The organism is Olsenella sp. AGMB03486, assembly GCF_040884255.1.
Lineage (GTDB): Bacteria > Actinomycetota > Coriobacteriia > Coriobacteriales > Atopobiaceae > Olsenella_L > Olsenella_L kribbiana.
In genome coordinates, this window is record NZ_JBEVTM010000002.1 from 167,230 (window position 1) to 184,585 (window position 17,356).

General features: G+C 55.5%; 16 protein-coding genes. 11 read left to right on the forward strand and 5 right to left on the reverse strand.

Annotated features, from left to right (window positions below; all coding sequences use genetic code 11):
• Positions 1–206 precede the first annotated feature (206 nt).
• The gene (locus tag ABVS03_RS01810) at positions 207–1,580 is read right to left on the reverse strand and encodes an ATP-binding protein (protein WP_368017786.1); all 1,374 of its coding nucleotides are present in this window, start codon (positions 1,578–1,580) and stop codon (positions 207–209) included.
• Positions 1,577–2,296 carry a LytR/AlgR family response regulator transcription factor gene (locus ABVS03_RS01815; protein ID WP_368017787.1) on the reverse strand — a complete coding sequence of 240 codons (720 nt, stop codon included), beginning with the start codon at positions 2,294–2,296 and terminating at the stop codon, positions 1,577–1,579. Before ABVS03_RS01815 ends, ABVS03_RS01810 begins: the two co-directional genes overlap by 4 nt.
• A gap of 174 nt (positions 2,297–2,470) precedes the next feature.
• Here ABVS03_RS01815 and ABVS03_RS01820 point away from each other — a divergent pair, with 174 nt between their 5' ends.
• Positions 2,471–5,551, forward strand: a complete 3,081-nt coding sequence (locus tag ABVS03_RS01820; RefSeq protein WP_368017788.1) for a glycoside hydrolase family 3 N-terminal domain-containing protein — start codon at positions 2,471–2,473, stop codon at positions 5,549–5,551.
• 521 nt (positions 5,552–6,072) lie between these two features.
• Here ABVS03_RS01820 and ABVS03_RS01825 read toward each other — a convergent pair.
• Positions 6,073–6,357 carry a nitroreductase family protein gene (locus ABVS03_RS01825; protein WP_368017789.1) on the reverse strand — a complete coding sequence of 95 codons (285 nt, stop codon included), beginning with the start codon at positions 6,355–6,357 and terminating at the stop codon, positions 6,073–6,075.
• Between the two features lie 143 nt (positions 6,358–6,500).
• Here ABVS03_RS01825 and ABVS03_RS01830 point away from each other — a divergent pair, with 143 nt between their 5' ends.
• The 10 genes from ABVS03_RS01830 to ABVS03_RS01875 all read left to right on the forward strand — a co-directional run bounded on the left by ABVS03_RS01830 (position 6,501) and on the right by ABVS03_RS01875 (position 15,772).
• Positions 6,501–6,899, forward strand: coding sequence for a hypothetical protein (locus ABVS03_RS01830; RefSeq protein WP_368017790.1), 399 nt, complete (start codon positions 6,501–6,503; stop codon positions 6,897–6,899).
• Entirely contained in the window at positions 6,866–7,168 is a 303-nt protein-coding gene (locus tag ABVS03_RS01835) for an alkaline phosphatase family protein (protein WP_368017791.1), read from the forward strand. The genes ABVS03_RS01830 and ABVS03_RS01835 overlap by 34 nt, the downstream gene beginning before the upstream one ends.
• Positions 7,169–7,327: 159 nt before the next feature.
• The gene (locus ABVS03_RS01840; protein WP_368017792.1) at positions 7,328–8,200 is read left to right on the forward strand and encodes a hypothetical protein; all 873 of its coding nucleotides are present in this window, start codon (positions 7,328–7,330) and stop codon (positions 8,198–8,200) included.
• Positions 8,201–8,716: 516 nt separating this feature from the next.
• A complete protein-coding gene (locus tag ABVS03_RS01845) occupies positions 8,717–9,763 on the forward strand; it encodes a phosphoglycerate dehydrogenase (protein ID WP_368017793.1) in 1,047 nt (348 codons plus the stop codon).
• A 424-nt stretch (positions 9,764–10,187) separates the two neighbouring features.
• Positions 10,188–10,817: a bifunctional 4-hydroxy-2-oxoglutarate aldolase/2-dehydro-3-deoxy-phosphogluconate aldolase gene (locus tag ABVS03_RS01850; RefSeq protein WP_368017794.1), complete on the forward strand. Its 630-nt coding sequence runs from the start codon at positions 10,188–10,190 to the stop codon at positions 10,815–10,817.
• Positions 10,818–10,855: 38 nt separating this feature from the next.
• Positions 10,856–11,317: a PTS sugar transporter subunit IIA gene (locus ABVS03_RS01855; RefSeq protein ID WP_368017795.1), complete on the forward strand. Its 462-nt coding sequence runs from the start codon at positions 10,856–10,858 to the stop codon at positions 11,315–11,317.
• 54 nt (positions 11,318–11,371) lie between these two features.
• Complete coding sequence (locus ABVS03_RS01860; protein WP_368017796.1) at positions 11,372–11,656, forward strand: PTS sugar transporter subunit IIB; 285 nt, start codon at positions 11,372–11,374, stop codon at positions 11,654–11,656.
• A gap of 67 nt (positions 11,657–11,723) precedes the next feature.
• Positions 11,724–13,100, forward strand: coding sequence for a PTS galactitol transporter subunit IIC (locus tag ABVS03_RS01865; RefSeq protein WP_368017797.1), 1,377 nt, complete (start codon positions 11,724–11,726; stop codon positions 13,098–13,100).
• A 77-nt stretch (positions 13,101–13,177) separates the two neighbouring features.
• Positions 13,178–14,818, forward strand: coding sequence for a dihydroxy-acid dehydratase (gene ilvD / locus ABVS03_RS01870; RefSeq protein WP_368017798.1), 1,641 nt, complete (start codon positions 13,178–13,180; stop codon positions 14,816–14,818).
• Between the two features lie 105 nt (positions 14,819–14,923).
• On the forward strand, positions 14,924–15,772 hold the full coding sequence (locus ABVS03_RS01875) for an HAD family hydrolase (protein WP_368017799.1): 849 nt from the start codon (positions 14,924–14,926) through the stop codon (positions 15,770–15,772).
• Here ABVS03_RS01875 and ABVS03_RS01880 read toward each other — a convergent pair.
• Both ABVS03_RS01880 and ABVS03_RS01885 read right to left on the reverse strand, forming a co-directional pair.
• The gene (locus tag ABVS03_RS01880) at positions 15,760–16,077 is read right to left on the reverse strand and encodes a hypothetical protein (protein WP_368017800.1); all 318 of its coding nucleotides are present in this window, start codon (positions 16,075–16,077) and stop codon (positions 15,760–15,762) included. The genes ABVS03_RS01875 and ABVS03_RS01880 overlap by 13 nt on opposite strands.
• A gap of 200 nt (positions 16,078–16,277) precedes the next feature.
• Positions 16,278–17,279 (reverse strand): hypothetical protein, encoded by a 1,002-nt coding sequence (locus ABVS03_RS01885; RefSeq protein WP_368017801.1) that lies wholly within the window; start codon positions 17,277–17,279, stop codon positions 16,278–16,280.
• Between the last annotated feature and the right edge of the window lie 77 nt (positions 17,280–17,356).

A 17,356-nucleotide genomic window follows, 5' to 3' on the forward strand; every position in this document is an offset into this window, starting at 1 on the left:
CGCTATGCTATTGGCCTGCAAAGATAGTCCATGTCATGATCTTCCATGCCGTCCTGGTGCCTGGACGGGGGCGTCTGCATGGTACCTGTTCCTGGCCTGCCCTGATGCATCCCGAATCTGTCTCATGCGCATCCGCCGCCCTGCATCAAGCGGCAAACGGACAGGGGCAGATGGGCGTCTCGAAGCCGATGGCCAAACACCCTTGCTCAAGGCACGAGCGCATCGACGCAGAAGGTGGAGCCAGTCGCAGAGAAGCTGATCGTCCCGCCGTAGCGCTCGATGATGTCGCGCATGGAACGGGTGCCGAAGCCATGGTTCGCTGTGTCTGCCTTCGTGGTCGCAGGAAGGCCATCCTCGAATCTGAGTCCCTGTGCCTGCCTGCAGTAGTTCTCGATGTGGATGCTTGCCATCCCCAGCTTCTGCTTCACGATGACAGAGATGGAGCGCTGCGCTGTACTGTCGAGCTCGTCCACTGCCCTGATCGCGTTGTCGAGGGCATTGCCGAAGAAGGCATAGAGGTCTGCTGCTGCCATGCCGGAAAGCGCGGTGCCGTCTGCAATGCAGGTGAGCGTGATGCCGTGCTTCTCTGCCACAAGCCGCTTCTCCGTAAGTATCGTATCGAGCGCCTCGTTTCCCGTGTGTACGGCCGTGTCATACATCCGGATCTCCTGTGCCGCATCGTCGAGCACGGCCTTGTCTACAGCCGTGCCCCCTTGGGCAAGCGAGCGGATCTGATGGCGGAGATCGTGGCACTTTATATTGATCGCATCGATCGTTTCCCTGCTCATCTCGTACTGATGGTCGCGTTCCGCGAGAAGCCGCTCTGTCACGGCCTTCTCTTCCTGAAGCCGGTGCACAGCCACGATCTGTACCTCCGCCAGGATCACGAAGAGGCAGATGAGGATATGTACCAGGCGAAGGCATATGACGGTATCCACAGGCAGTGCTCCTGTAGCCACGTTCTTGAGGATCAGGTCGTAGCCGATGATGCCGAAGATGACCACGGCAATCATGGGAAGCAGGGTCGGATCGAGGTGCCCTGTCAGGCCCGAGGGGGCTATATGGCGGATATAGAGCTTCCAGGCAGCGAAATACGCAAGCGCATAGTAGGCAAACGCAAGAGCGCTGCGTGCCACAGGAGCCAGCTGGATAGCGGCAAGAGGCGTGAGGCCTGCAAGCTCCCAAATGCTGCTTGCGAGGTTCTGGAGGGCGTATCCGGTCGTGGCACAGTAGATACAGGCAAGCACTCCCATCTCGTAGACGGCGTGAAGCATCGGAATGAGCGCTGCGAGCGCAAGGGCAAAGAATCCGAGCGAGAAGAGGGCAGTCTTGAGGTCTGCGGTGCCTTTGTCCTGCACCAGCACCCGCACAGGCTCTTCGGAAGCCGTTGAAGCTGCCGACAGGTAGATGAGAGCGGTCATCGAGGCTGCGTAGAGGAGAAGCATGGCTGCGCTGTGCCGCAGGGCATGCTGGCGGAGCGGCTGCCCGTGGGCAAAGAGGCAGGAGGCACAGAAGATCTCTGCGAACATGGAGGCAGAGGAGAGTCCTGCATAGATGGCAGCTTCGATGGGGTAGGTCATATCGTGCCGCCAAGATAGCGGGCAAGCTTCTCCATGCAGGGGCGCTTCCTTGATCTGCTGAAGTAGACGCATGTGCCGTCGTCGAGCGCCAGGGCATCGCCAGCAACGGATGATACATGTTCCATGTTGACGAGGCAGCCCTGGCTCACGAGGAGGAATTTGTCCTGCGGGAGCTTTTCTGCCACGGCCTTGATGCTGCCTCGTTTCTGGGGCGTCTCATCCATGTCTGCGAAATGGAAGACAAGATTGTGCTTCATAAGCTCGATCGAGACGATGCTTTCGATGTCGACCATGCGCATGCCCTCTGCGGTAGATAACGCGTAGGTGTGCTTTGTGTTCTTCTCTACAGCCCGCATCGCGCGGTCCATGCGCATGGCAAAGTCTCCGTAGGCCACCGGCTTCACCATGAAGTCGAGGGCATCGACCTGATAGCCCTTCACGGCATACTGCGCGAGGTTGGTGACGAAGATGAGCGGCGTCTTGTCGTGCTGCTCCCTCAGGTGCTCTGCTGCCTCCATGCCGCTGATGCCGGGAAGATTGATGTCCATGAAGATGAGGTCTTGGGGAGTGGGCGTGCCTGCAAACTCGAAGGCTGTGGCCAGACGCTTCACGATGAAGCGGATGCCCTGCTCTTTTCCGTAGCGCTCGATATGGCCCAGAAGGACCTCCGCCTCGTCGTCTGCGTCTTCTATCACGAGTACCCTGCAGTCAGCCATGCTTTGCCTTTGCCCTTCTCCCTGAACAGTGTACTCGATTGGGCAGATCCGTTCTTTCCTCAATCTGGCAGCGGCTTATGTCACGCGGGATACCGAATCAGTCAGCAATCACAGAACCAAGACTAGCTGAATCTATCCTCAGTTGCAGCGGAAAGGCATCTGACAGGAGGGAATATGGCAAGAAAGATCAGCTTTGCGCGCAAGGTGGGACGGGTCATCAAGAGCATCGTCAAGATCGCTCTGGTGCTTGTTCTCTCTGCGCTCATGGCGCTCGGCAATACGACGTTGCCGACGTATGCCCGCATAATCAATGACATGATGGGACATGAGCAGTCCTGGGACAACTCGAAGGTGAATACAGCCGGGCTTGACCTCGACTACAACAAGGCGGACTGCACGAAAGATACCATCAAGGACGCCGAGAGGTCGCTCGACGAGCAGATTGCCGCAGAAGGCTATGTGCTCCTCAAGAACAGCGGGAATGCCATGCCGTTCGCGCAGGGCACGACGTTCAGCTTCTTCGGAGAGTCCGGCAAGACGCTCGCCGGCCAGACGCGGGCAACCTCCTATACGGGAGGATCGGGTTCCTATGACAGCCTGAACTCTGCCTTCGAGGCAGAGGGCATGAGCGTCAACAAGACGCTCGAGGACTTCTATACGACGGGTGCTGGCAAGGACTACAGCCTCGGCAAGGGCTCTATCGGCTGGGGCGACTCCGAGGACTTCTCCATCAACGAATGCCCGCTTTCCGTCCTTCAGGGCGCTGACGGCGTGCTCGATTCTGCCCAAGGCACCGTGCCGGTCTTCGTGATGAAGCGTGTTGCCGGCGAGGGCCGCGATGCGGCACGCTCGATGTACAACCATGCAGACAACGCCCAGGATCAGGCAAAGACCTATCTCGAGCCTGACTCGACAGAGCTTGAGATCCTGCAGTACCTTAACGACAGCTATTCGGATGTCGTGCTCTTGGTCAATACTTCCCAGGCCATGGAGCTCGGCTGGGTCTCCCAGTTCCCGAACATCAAGAGCATCGTCTATGTGCCCAGCACCGGAACCTATGGCGCGAACTCGCTCGCCGGCATCTTCAGCGGACGCATCGATCCGAGCGGCCGCACTGTGGATACTTTCGCGGCAGATACGCTTGCAAGTCCGGCAGCCCACAACTTCGGCGACTATGCCTACCTCAATGAGGACGGATCGCAGACCGGCTACAACTATGTGAGCTATGCTGAGGGCATATATGTCGGCTACAAGTACTACGAGACGCGCTATGAGGATGCCGTGCTCGGCCAGGGCAATGCCGGCGACTATACCTACGCAGACGAGGTCGTCTATCCCTTTGGCTATGGCCTCTCCTATACGACATTCTCCTGGTCCGATTTCAGGACAGGCTGGGATGGCACAACGTGCACGGCTACGGTCCATGTGACAAATACCGGCAGCAGGGCCGGCAAGGACGTCGTGGAGCTCTATGCCCAGTCGCCCTACACAGACTATGACAAGGCAAACGGCGTCGAAAAGGCATCGGTCGTGCTGGTGGGCTATGGCAAGACCGATGAGCTTGGGCCTGGCGAGAGCCAAGACGTGAGCATGACATTCGATCAGAGCCAGCTTGCCTCCTATGACTCCAAAGGCGCAAAGACCTGGATTCTCGATGCCGGCACCTATTACGTGACGGCAGCCCACACGAGCCATGACGCCGTGAACAACGTGCTTGCGGCAAAGGGTGCCACCGCTGCCGATGCAGCGGGGGATGTGTCGATGGTGTCGACGTATGTGCCGGCCAACACGGAAGTCGACACGACGACATATGCCACAGATACCCAGACGGGCGCCGAGGTCACGAACCGTTTCGACGATGCTGCAGGAGATGTGGCATATCTCACACGCTCAGACTGGACCGGTACGTTCCCGAAGCACGACGGCGAGGTCACGGACGAGATTTCGACCTGGGGCAACGAGATCAACGGCACCGACGGCAGGAGCTATGTGTATGGCAAGCAGGCAAGCCAGTCGCTTCTGGACAAGCTTGGCTCCTTCGACTCGGGCAACCCCGAGACGGCAGACTCCGACTTCACGGATACCCCGACCTATGGACAGAAGAACGGCATCACGCTCGCTGACATGCGCGGCCTCGACTACAGCGATTCCAAGTGGGACAGCCTTCTCGATGAGCTGACGGTCGCCGACTATGACATCTCTATCAACCGTGGCGGCTATGGCACGGAGTACCTTGAGAGCGTCGGGAAGCCGTTCGGCGTCGATGCCGACTCCGCCTCTGGCCTCATCTACGGCGGAACAGGATCGATGCTGACAGGAGGGACCGTGTCCTTCTGCAGCCCGATCGTGCTTGCAGAGACCTGGAATCAGGATCTTGCTGATGCCTTTGGCAGCATCATCGGCGACGAGGCAATCCTGGGCGGTGCTTCGGGCTGGTATGCGCCGTGCATGAACATCCACCGTACGGCTTACTCCGGCAGGAACAGCGAGTACTACTCAGAAGATCCGTTCCTCTCCGGAACCTGCGCATCGCTCGAAATCAAGGCAGCGGCTGCAAAGGGCATGTACTGCACGATGAAGCATTTCGCCCTGAACGACCAGGAAGACCACCGCGGCGACCGTGCTGGCGCTACGAGCCTTGTGACCTGGGCGAACGAGCAATCCATCCGTGAGACGTATCTCAAGCCTTTCGAGATGTGCGCCAAGGCAGGCACTGTCGACGAGAACTATGTGAAGAGCAACGGCGATGGCACGTATTCGAATGCTACCCGCAAGATCCCTGCCTGCCTGGCAATCATGACATCGTTCAACCGGGTTGGCACTACCTGGTCCGGCGGCAGCTATGCCCTTCTGACTGAAGTTGCACGCAATGAGTGGGGCTTCACGGGCTGGATAATCACGGATGCAGCGAATGACGGCAGCTTCATGAGTGCGAAGCAGATGATCGAAGCAGGAGGCGACACGAAGCTCACATACATGCCGAAGACCGGCAATGAGTGGACGTTCGATTCCAACGATCCCGAGCAGTACCACTATGCCCGCGAAGCCATGCACCAGCTTCTCTATACAATCGCGAACTCCAAGTCAATGAACGGCTCCATGCCAGGCAGCATCTACAAGCCCGGCGTGCAGTTTGCGACGAAGGTCCGTATCGGCATCAATGTCGTGGGTGTGGCAGGCATTGCCCTCATTGCATGGACGGGCTGGAGAAACCACAAGAAGCGTGCTGCCGAGAGGGCAGAGAACGCGGAATAGGATCTGCCAGAGCTGACAGTAAAAGCGATGCGGGCCGCATGCATGGACGTGCGGTCCGCATTTCTCTGTCAATCGGAAACGATGTGTCGGACTTTGCGCGAGCAGCCGGGCTCGACGGAAATCCCGGGCCGGGACAGGTGCGGGAAGGCCTCTGTGCGGCATGGAGCAGATAAGGGCTGCGGCCAAGGTGTCTGTGCAAGCGGCAGCTCCTGTTCCAGTACCTGTGCCGATGACCCTCGCCGAGGAAAGGAAGGCAGCAGCAGAGTCCAGGCGCCAGCAGCGCAGGGCTCTACGCGAGCGTGACAAGGGTTCCTGGTATGAGGACCACGCTGTGCTGGCTCTCTCGTTGTTCAATAGCCCCTCTGAAGATGCTCTCCTGGCATGCCGGAGCAGGGGGAAGATGCTTCCCCGTTTGAAAGACAGGCTCCATCCCGGAAAGTCCGGGATGGAGCCTGCATTGCAATATTGAGAAGCGGCCTGCACAGAGACGGAGCCCAGCAGGCCCGCAGACAGATACGCCGCTATCCCTCGAGAGGGCTGGCTTCCATCGCATAGGTCGTGATGTAGTCTGCGCCGTCGGGAGCCGGGATGCCAGGGTCGCACTTCCTGAAGGTGCCTTCGATGCCGGACCCCCGTGCCGCAATCTCGAAGTGGCATGCTGCAATGCCCAAATCGACCTTCTGGATGTCTCCTGTCGATTCGCGGGCGTAGCCTCTGGTCTTGTGCTCAAAGAAGTGGACATTCTTTCCATCCACGACTATCCGCCATGGCTGCTTGTTGGTGGCAGAGGGAGACCAGCGTACCATCTGGAGCGGCTCGAGGAGACGTCCGGCTCCCTCCTCGGTGAGCGGATGCGTGAAGTCTCCGGCGAAAAAGAGGGACTCGAAGGGAAGCCGGCTTTGCGGTCCGCATCTACACCGATGAAGCTTCTGGTCTGAAGCTTCTCATTGTGAATGAAGCGGTTACGGTAGCCGACAATGTCGAGTGCGACCCCGGCCAGGCCTGGAATGTCACGGCAGCCATCGACGATGTGGATTTCGAGACGGAGCTCGAGATTGAGCGTATTGTTAGAGGCGTTGCCAAGATTCCGCGTGTCATCGTTTTCGGCGGACGCCAGGTGCACCTGCCCAATCTGCTTGCAGCTATCGAGGTCCACGGACACCTGATTGGTGTAAATGCGCCGAAATCAGGTGTCCATGTGAATGACTATCACTGGATTCATATGGGGTATGGCGTAGACGAAAAGGTCCAGGTGCCCTACATCCTTGGCAGACATGGGATAGATGTGCATCTGCTTGGCAAGGTCGCTGACGTATGCGCAAAAAGTTCGGGGAGAGCGAATCTATAGTAGATACGGCGGAGGTGCTGGCGCGCACTCTTGAAGTTCTGCAATCAAGCGAAAATACATTCATTTGTACAAATGTGCAGGAGACCGACCTCTGCGGCCATAGGCAGGATTCGAAGGCATACGCGGACAAGCTGCGTATTGCAGATGAATATATAGGCCAGATTCGTTCTTCTCTCAAACCGGAAGACTACTTGATCGTAATGGCAGACCATGGCAACGATCGACTATCGGCCACCCTCATCATACAAGGGAGTATGTGCCGCTGCTGATTTCCCATACTGGGACCAGGCCGACCAATATCGGTACACGCGATACCGAATCAGGTGTCGGTGCGACTGTCGCTGACTACTTTGGCGTGGAAGCTCCGCAGAACGGTACAAGTTTCCTGCCGCTCATCCGCTGCTAGATTCGTCTAGAAAGGCGCCATCATGTCATTATCGCTGCGGGATAGGCTCTTCGTTGCTCAGGCTGCGCTTGGCCGGAGCGTCATTGCGATCAATCCTGAGGCTGTACGGGAGGCTGCCTCCAAAGACAGTCCTCTGCTCATGGTTGGATTGAAAGATACAGGGTCTATCCCTCAGTGGCTGGTTGATTCCCTGCAAGCATCGCGGCATCATCTGATATTGACAATCGATCGCATGTCGGATCTTGGCAGGAGCATCGATACTGATCTCGTGAACCCCCTTACATATCGGCCGATGACAGACTCAACGAGTGGGGGAGCCATCAATGTGCTGAAAGGGATAAATGATTGCTGCGTTGGCACGGATGGCGGGGGAAGCGTTCTTGCACCCGCTTTGGCTATCAATCTCTATGCAATCATGGCGAAGGGCGTAGGGCTGTATGCGGGAAGTGGCCAATCGACAGATGGTATGGACTTTTCTGCTGACCTAGGGTTTATCGGCAGGTCGTTCGATGCTGTGCAAAATCTTCTCGCATTTTCTCTTGGTTCTTCGCCAACGCAGGACCTGCGGAGTCTGTCGATATCGATTGATGATTCCCAATCCTTCGATATGTCTGATCTGCAGGTCTTTGTTCCTGCGCCTGAAACTGCATACGCTCCTGACGGAACCGATGTGCATATGCGTTGCATGGCAGAGTTGGAGAAGCTTGGGGAAGGAACTCCATCTGTTCAGGAGATAGTATTCGATGACATCTACGACCGTGGAAGTACGGTTCGGCAGCTAAGGGAGCTCTGGGAAGCCGATCCCGATGCAATCGCGATGGATGTAGAAGGTCCCATTGACGTTTTGGCTGCGACGAAACGATACCCCGCAGCTTTTCAGGCGCGGCGTAGATAGCTCTTTCAGCGAGAAGATCGAAAGCACTCTGCAAGGCAGTCAATATCGCCTGCGGCTCGGGTTGCGTCATACCAACCATTGCGCTAGCAACAGGAATGATGGTCTGTTCGGGACCTGGTGCCCGTCAGCTGCAGAATGTTCTCGGGATGGCAAAGGGACTCGATGAAGTACAGCAAGCCAATGCGCTGATGCAGCGATACTTTCTTGATCGTACCAAGCCGCATATCCCGCTCCAGCCGTTCGGGCAGCATTGAAGGCTCCTGTCCTTCCAAGCCGCCGTATCTGCTGGAAAGCGGTGCTGACATATCTATGCAGCTGCTATGGCGGGCTTCTACTCCTATCTCAGTTATGCCAAATTACGTTAGAGATACGTCACCAATTGCATCTCAGCATTGACTAGAAACATGCCTATAGGGTAAGACAGCAATGCTCCATTGCGCCGGGCGCCTTGTGGCTAGACCCGGATGCCGGAGCAGGACTCTCGGTATCAGTGTGGTGACCTTGAAAGGCATGCAGATGGCGTCAAAATGGGTTGTTTGTTCTACCGCCGTAACGTTTGGGCGTGGTTCAAGCGAGCCGGTAGACCGTTTGGAGGCGGCGGGGTGCGAAGTCCGTTTCAATCCTTATGGTCGGCCTCTGGACAAGAAGGAGATACTCGAGTTCGCGCGGGATGCCGATGCAATAATACTGGGCAACGATGACCTGCCTGCTTCAGTGATTCGGCGCATGAAAAAGCTCAAGATCATTGCTCGTTATGGTGTTGGCTTCGATGGAGTCGATGTTGCAGAGGCCAGAGACCTAGGCATCCAGGTTACCTATGCACCTGCATCGAACAGGGAAGAGACAGCTGACTTCACATTCGGGCTCATTCTTGATCTTGAACGTCATATATCCCAGATGGTCATAGACACCCGTTCCGGCGGCTGGACAAAGCGTACGGGGACAGGTCTCTACGGGAAGACGATAGGCATCATCGGAGTGGGGCAGATTGGTACTGCAGTTGCCAGACGCGCCCTTGGCTTCGGCATGGATATCCTTGGCTATGACATAATCCAGCGGAACGAAGCAACTGTATACGGCGTAGTCTATACAACGCTCAATGATCTACTGAGACGGTCGGACATTATAACAATCCACCTTCCACTCGATGAGACCACAAGGAACCTGATTAGTTCGAGAGAGCTGAATCTCGTAAAGCCAGGATCGATTCTAATCAATACTGCAAGATCGGGAATCGTGAACCATAATGCATTGGACAAAGCGCTGCAGAGCGGACGGCTCTCAGGCTTCGCTATAGACGTCTTCAGCAAAGAGCCGCCTGATCACCAGCCGTATTACGACTACGACAATGTGCTGGTTACCCCGCATGTTGCAGGCAATACATATGAGAGCAGCCAGCGTATGGGCAATATTGTTGTCGACAATATCCTCGCTGTGAAATCTGGCAAGGAGCCGCCAGATCCTGTAACACCGCAGCATCTCTATGAATCGATGCTGTCGATGGGGCAGGTCGTTCTGAACAAGCAGATGCCGGGAACGCTTCATCAGCTTGAAGGAAAATAGTAGATAGAGCTTCGGATTCATAATCTTTAAAGCCTTGCTGGAGCATGTAAAGCTTCGGCAGGGCTTCTTTTATATGGTAGATGCGGCAGAATGCAGCTCCCTGGCGTGGGTGCAAGAATATACAGCATAAAATAAAAAATATGCATTTGATAAAGAAAATAGTGTTTCATAAATTGCTTTGAAATGGTGTATGTGACAGCTATAAAATATGAAGAAAATATGGATGGATTTATCTTCTTAAGATAGAAATATACTGATGAAATCAGATAAATGCAGCTAAATAATAAAAATATACATTCTAATAATATAATTATGCAATTAGAAAAATAAGCTTTGTTTAAGTGAAGGTATTGTGGTCTAATCATTCATGTACGGAATGAAAATACATTTGCGAATGCAGATGCACCGTAATGGGAGGATCAGGATGATAGATTCCAGCATTATCAATTTCCCGAAAGTGACGGTGATACTTCGCGGCTACAACTACGATCAGGTTCGTTGCGTTGTGAAGAACATGGTCGGAACCAAGCTACGTGCTGTCGAAGTTGCCATGAACACACCTAACGCAGCCGAGACGATAAAGAAAGTCAATGACGAGTTTGGCGATGAAGTGCTTGTGGGTGCTGGGACCGTCATTTCGCCTGAGCGTGCGAATGCAGCTGTAGCTGCGGGAGCTCGTTTCGCTCTTTCGCCTATCTGCTTCACCGAAGAGATTTTCAAGATCTGCAAGGCAAACGGTCTTCTTGCAGTGCCTTCCGCATTCTCTCCGACCGAGGTCTGGCAGATGGCTGAGATGGGTGCCGACATCGTCAAGATCTTCCCGGCTGGTGCGCTCGGTCCAAAGTATATCAAGGATATCCAGGCACCACTCAACCCGATGCCGCTTATGGTTGTAGGGGGTGTCAATGCTGACAACTGCCAGGAGTACTTCGATAACGGTGCTGATTATGCGGGTATCGGCAGCGGCATATTCAAGCCAGAAGATATCGAATCCATGAACGAGGCAGGCCTGAAGGCTTCCATTGAAAACTTTGAAGCCAAGGTCAAGTTCTAGAGTTTGGTTGGCCCTACTAAAGTTGCGAGGTATTTCATATGGCAGAGATTGCTTTTACACCGGACCTTGTTGTCGTGATTGACAATGCTACGACCTATCAGGAAGTCGAGAGCATCCTGGCGGAGCGTCTTGTACAGCTTGGCTATGCCAAAGATACATATCCACAGGCCATAGCTGAACGTGAGACGAACTACCCAACAGGTCTCGATGTTGAGGGCATCAATGCCGCTATGCCTCATTGTGACATAGCGAACGTCAACAATCCGGCAATCTGCGTTGGCGTGCTCAAGAATCCGGTTGCCTGGCGAAAGATGGATGACCCGGATGCCACATGTCAGGTTTCCCTGGTGACAATGCTGGCACTGACTGAGGCACATGCGCATATCGACATGCTTACCAAGGTTGTTGCCCTGATCCAGAACCAGGATCTCATGAAGCAGATTGTCGGATCTGAGAATGCTGATGAAATCTACAAGCTCATTGCAGGGAGCCTGTCTTAGTCATGTTGGGAATTTTCCTGGCAATAGCGCCAGGATAGGAGAGAGGAATTAACAATGGCAAAGCGTATTCTCGTGGCGTGCGGAAATGGTGTTGCGACTTCGACTGTCGTCGCAAGCAAGATCCGTGATTACTGCAAGGCCAAGGGGCTCGATGTACAGACGAGCCAGTGCAGGATGATTGAGCTTCATGACAAGGGCGATGGATACGATCTGATCGTGACTTCTGGCAAATTCTCCGATCCGGATATCAAGACTCCCGTGATTCTCGGCATCAGCCTTCTTACGGGCATCGGCGCTGACAAGACGCTCGAGAAGATCTATCAGGCTCTGCAGGACTAGCAGACATACGTCTGACGTAATGAGCTAAAGAGCTCAACAAGTCTCGCCTACAAGAAAAGGAAACTCAATGGACGTTGTCGTTAACGGCATCTATGCTGCCTTCCAGGCATTTCTTGGTGCCGGAGCATATGTTATGCTGCCTGTCATCATCACCATCCTCGGCCTGGTCTTCAGGCTGAAGATTGGCAAGGCATTTCAGTGTGGCATGACCATTACATGCGGCTTTGTTGGCATCAACCTTCTCGTAAACCTTCTGAAGACCGCAGTGACTCCTGCTGCTTCTGGCATGGTCACCAACTTCGGCCTGAACCTCGATGTCACCGATGTCGGCTGGGGCGCCGTATCTTCCGTTACCTGGGCTTCCCCGATTGTCGCTTTCCTCGTCTTCGAGATCCTTGGCATCAACATCCTCATGCTGATCCTCAAGAAGACCAATACTATGGACGTCGACATCTGGAATTACCACCACATGATGATTGCCGGTATTCTTGTCTTCTTCGTGACGAACAACTTTATCCTTGCTCTTATCGCGACTGGACTCATGGCTGTCATTTCCTTCAAGCTCTGCGACTGGACGCAGCCTCTGGTCGAGAACTTCTTCGGTATCCCCGATGTCTCGCTTCCTACGGTTTCCTACATCTCTTCCATCATCATTGCTGCACCGTTCAACTGGCTTATCGACCGCATTCCTGGCCTTCGTGATGTCAACTTCTCCATCAAGGGTGTCCAGAAGAAGATCGGCTTCATCGGCGATCCGATGATTCTCGGCTTCATCCTTGGCTGTGCTATGGGCCTTCTGGCATGGATGCCTTGGAACCAGGTCATCCTGACCGGTGTCAACGTTGCTGCTGTCATGGCGCTTATGCCAAAGATGACCGCAATGTTCGTTGAAGGCCTCATGCCTATCTCCGAGGCTGCCCAGGAGTTTACTTCCAAGAAGTTCGGTGGCCAGGCTCTTACCATCGGCCTCGATGCAGCCGTCGTTGTTGGCAACCCTGATGTCATCACCACTGCTCTCATCATGATCCCCATCACCATCCTTCTTGCCTTCATCCTTCCGGGCAACCACATGATGCCGCTTGCCGACCTTGCTGTCGTTACCTTCCGTGTCGCTCTTGTCGTCGCCCTCTGCCGCGGCAACGTCTTCCGTTCCATCCTCGTTTCCATCCCTGTCATGTCTGCTATTCTGTATGCTGGTACCGCAGCTGCACCGTACATGACTGGACTTGCCCAGTCCGCTGGTCTGAGTTTCGATGGCCAGATTGCATCCATGGCTGGTCCTTCCCTTACGCAGACTGCCATCGTGTTCTGGAGCTGCATCTCAGCTAATCCGTGGGTAAGCATCGCTATCCTGGTTGCCGTGTTCGCCTTTGTGTGGTGGCTCGTCGAGAAGAAGATCACCATGGCAAAGATCACAGCGTATGCCGAGCAGGGCGAGGAGTAGTCAGATTCCCTCTGTTACCTGCAACTCGAGGAGCGGATATTGCATAGGCAGCATCCGCTCCTTCCTGAGGAGTGATTATGAATAGAAAAATCGATCAGCTCGAACCTTTCCAGCGCGCCATCTCGAAGGCACATCTCGCTGCAGCCGGCATTTCCATCGATTCGCTCGAGAATCCGGACAAGCCGTTGATTGCTATTGCCAACAGCTGGAATGAGGTCTGCCCGGGCCATGAGCCTCTGCGCATGCTTGCAGAAGAGGTCAAGAAGGGCATCCTGGAGGCTGGTGGCGAGCCTATCGAGTTCAATACGATCGGCATGTGTGACGGCATTGCACAAGGCCATCCGGGCATGAGATACTGCCTTCCGCACCGTGAGATAGTGACGGACTCTTGCGAAGCAATGATTGTGGGCGAAGGCGTTTTTGACGGTGTCGTCTACATGGGGTCCTGCGACAAGATCATACCTGGCATGCTGAATGCTGCTGCGCGCATCAATCTGCCTTCTGCTATCGTAACGGCCGGTCCTTGCTACGATGAGATCAAGCCAAGCGAATCCAAGGCTCTCCGTGCACGGTTCCTTCGCGGCGAAGCGACCGAGCGTGAGGTCATCGAGGGGACGCTCAAGTACTACACCGGCCCTGGTGTCTGCCCATTCTTGGGAACTGCCAATACCATGGCATGCCTGTGCGAGGGCCTTGGCATGATGCTGCCGTATGGCGCTCTGTGGCCTTCCTCGACAAGCCAGCGCAGATTCTCTGCTCGTCAGACCGGCGCACGTGTTGTCGAGATGGTACGCGAAGATCTCAAGCCTTCTGACATCATGACTCAGAGCGCTCTAGACAATACTGTCAAGCTTCTTGCTTCCATCGGCGGATCTCTCAATGCTCTCGTACATCTGCCGGCGCTTGCACATGAGCTTGGGCTCGAGGTCACCTGGACGCAGGTTGCCGAGACGACGTCCCATACTCCAGTAATCTGCAATGTTGTTCCGAATGGCGATATCTCCTGCATCAACCTGTATAAGGCTGGTGGAGTGCCTGCTGTCCTCAAGACTATCGAAGCTGACCTTGACACCTCCGCGATGACCGTCACGGGCAAGACCATGGGGGAGAATCTTGCCCGTGATGTGTTCATCGACCGTTCCGTCATTCGTGAGCAGAATGATCCTCAGTCTGTCGCTAATGGCATTCAGGTGCTCTATGGCAATCTTGCTCCTGAAGGTGCACTGGTAAAGACTTCTGCCGTTCCGGCGGACCAGCATGTCTGGCACGGTACTGCTCAGGTCTTCAATAGCGAGGAAGAGGCCTTTGCCGCCTATGACCGTCACGAGATCAAGGAAGGTACGGGCGTCATCATCCGCTATGAGGGACCGAAGGGCGGCCCTGGCATGAAAGAGCTGCACCGTGTGACCGAAATCATGAAGGGCATTCCGAACTCTGCTGTCATTACTGACGGTCGTTTTTCTGGCGCATCGGGTGGACTTTCTGTTGGCTATCTATGCCCGGAGGCATTCGATGGCGGAACCATTGCATACGTGCAGGACGGCGACATCATCGACATCGATTTGACGAAGAATCTCATTCATCTTGAGGTTTCTGATGAAGAGCTGGAGGCGCGCAAGGCGGGCTGGACTCCTGTGGTACGCGACAATGGCGGGCATCTCCTCAAGAGGTATGCAGCATCAGTCGGCTCTGCCAAGACTGGTGCAGTCTTGGACTGAAAAGTTTCGCTGAGCCCAGATGCATAGGGCTGCGTCGGGAATTATTGAGATTGCGGCATGGGAAGCCTAGCGCTCCCATGCCGTTTTCATTGAAAGGGAAGTCTTGTGCTGCAATTGGAAGGAAAGCGAATACAACTGGTATTCTGCGATATGGATGGCACATTCCTGACGTCCGACAAGCACGTGACGCAGGAAAATATCCGGACTGTGCAGAAACTGGCGAATGAGGATGTCCTGTTCGTTCCCTGCACGGGCCGGATGAGGTCAGGCATTCCTGCGGAGCTTGCGGGCATGAATGAAGTGCGCTATCTAGTCTGCTCGATGGGTGCGACAATCTATCAGAGGAGAGGTGCAGATTTCACGGTAGCGCTATCTGGGAGCATCGATACCGCGACTGTTCAGGCTCTCTACGCGAACCTTGCTCCCTATGAAGTGCAGTTTGATGTCTTCTGTTCAGGGAGGTCATACTCGGAAAAGGCTCGTCTTGAAAAGATCGGGGAATATCCTATCAATCCCGGGATGATGGGTTTCATTCTTGAACAGCGTGTGCCTATCGATGAAGATGTGCCGTCATTCCTTCGTGACGGGAAAAAGGTCGAGAGACTGAATGTTTATTACAAAAATCCAGCAGACCGCCTAGCTATCCAGGAGATATTGAAGTCATTTCCGGAGCTTGGATATACCTTCCATGACGGTTGCGGCATCGAGATAATCAACAGAAACTATACAAAGGGTAGTGCCCTGAGATGGATCTGCAGACATGAAGGCGTTCCTGCAGAAGAAACGCTTGCAATAGGCGATGGAGAAAACGACATTGCAATGTTTGCCGAAGCAGGCATTGCCTGTGCGATGGAGAATGCAGATCCCGGCTGCAAAAATGCTGCGCAGATCATAACCGAGTTCAGCAATGATGAGGACGGCGTCGCCCGCTTTATCGAAAGCTATCTGTCCTGATTGTGCTTTGCAGCGCTCTTGGAGGGGGCGTCCTGAGCCTGGTGAGAGCGGTTCTCTTCCCAGGCTTTATATTTGCGCTGCAGAAACCAGAGGCAGATCAGCGATATCACAAGAATGCCAGCAAAGACCCATATCATCGAGCCGCCATTGCTGTTGGATGCGTAGAGCTCGTAGGCAAATGCAATCAGGGCTATGACACAGCAGACGATCGTTGGGAGCCAATACGGATTGCTGTGGTCCATGTGCTCAATCTCGAAGATATACGCATCCTTTTCGCTGTCTTTGAGGTTGCGCTTCTCGTGCATTGTCCTGCTGGCTCTGGAATTCCTGCTACTCATAACCCGCCATTTCATTGTCGGTGTTGGAATAAAGTGTCATCTGATGTGAGCTCCTGGCTGACTCATGCATGAATGGAGCTACTGAAGACATTTTACCATTGGTGTTAATAGATTACTCTCTATTAGACCAGCATTGACGTAGCCGCTCTCTGCCGTTGCCAATAGTCCTAGAAGGGCTGGGGACGATCGATCATCTGGCGCCTCGTATGCTCGTAGAAGCCGCAGGCGCTCTGGCCGGAAAGCGTCTGAAGCCCGTCTGCGTCCGAGCGCCTTGCCTGCCCGGGCCAAAGGAACCGGGAGAGGCAGCGGTCCAGCCGCTTGGTGGATACGCCGTGGAATGGGGCAAGGACGATGCGCAGCCTCTGGTGCATCGCGCTGGCCATGCCAAGCCCGCCGTCCTTCTGCAGGCGCGTGCCGGTGGCGGCATGCTCGGCGATGCCGAGGGCGGGAAGCACGCGCCTGCAGCCCTGATGGGCGTCGGTCGCCGCCCAGGTGCCAGGACCGAGACCCCTGATGGCGTCTCTCAGGGCCTCATCCTTCGGCCTTCCCCTGCCGGCCACGCGGCAGAGCCCGTCTCCGGCATCGTTTGCGCCGCAGATGACGCAGGCCTTGAGGCTGGAGATGCCGCGCGCATGGACGGCGCCGCCGTGCCTGTGGGGCTTCCTCGGCATCCTGGCAGCGCTCCTTGCCCTGTTTCCCGTGAGGGGCTCGTCGAGGCAGGCGCCGTCTGCCTGCCAGGAGACCGGAGGCCCTGTCCGGAAGGCGAGAGGCGGGCGCTCCATAGCCTCGCAGAGCCTCATGCGCATGGGCCAGGAGGTCCTGAGGCACGCATGGCACGTCTTCGCGCACTGCCTCAGGCCTGGGCCCGGAAGCGCTGCTTCCACGAAGAGGGACCAGGTCGCGGCATCGGGCCTGGAGGCGGCGGGCAGGCCCCTGCTCCTGGACGAGGACGTCCTCCCGCACCCCTTGCAGAGCCAGCGCTGGGAGCCGTCGGCATTGTGCCCTTTCCTGATGAAGGAGGAAGAGCCGCACCGGGGGCATGATCTGGGCGTCGCGCCATCTGCCTGCCTGCCAGGCTCGCGCGCGGCCGCCGCCTTCGTGGCGCAGATGAGCTCGCGCTTCTCCCCGAGGGAGAGCCCCTCCATCTCATGGAGCATGATGTCCAGCATCCCGCCCCCGTCTCTTCGATGCTGATGTTTGGCGACATGCATCCTAGAACGGGACGGGACATTATTGCGTCAACGCT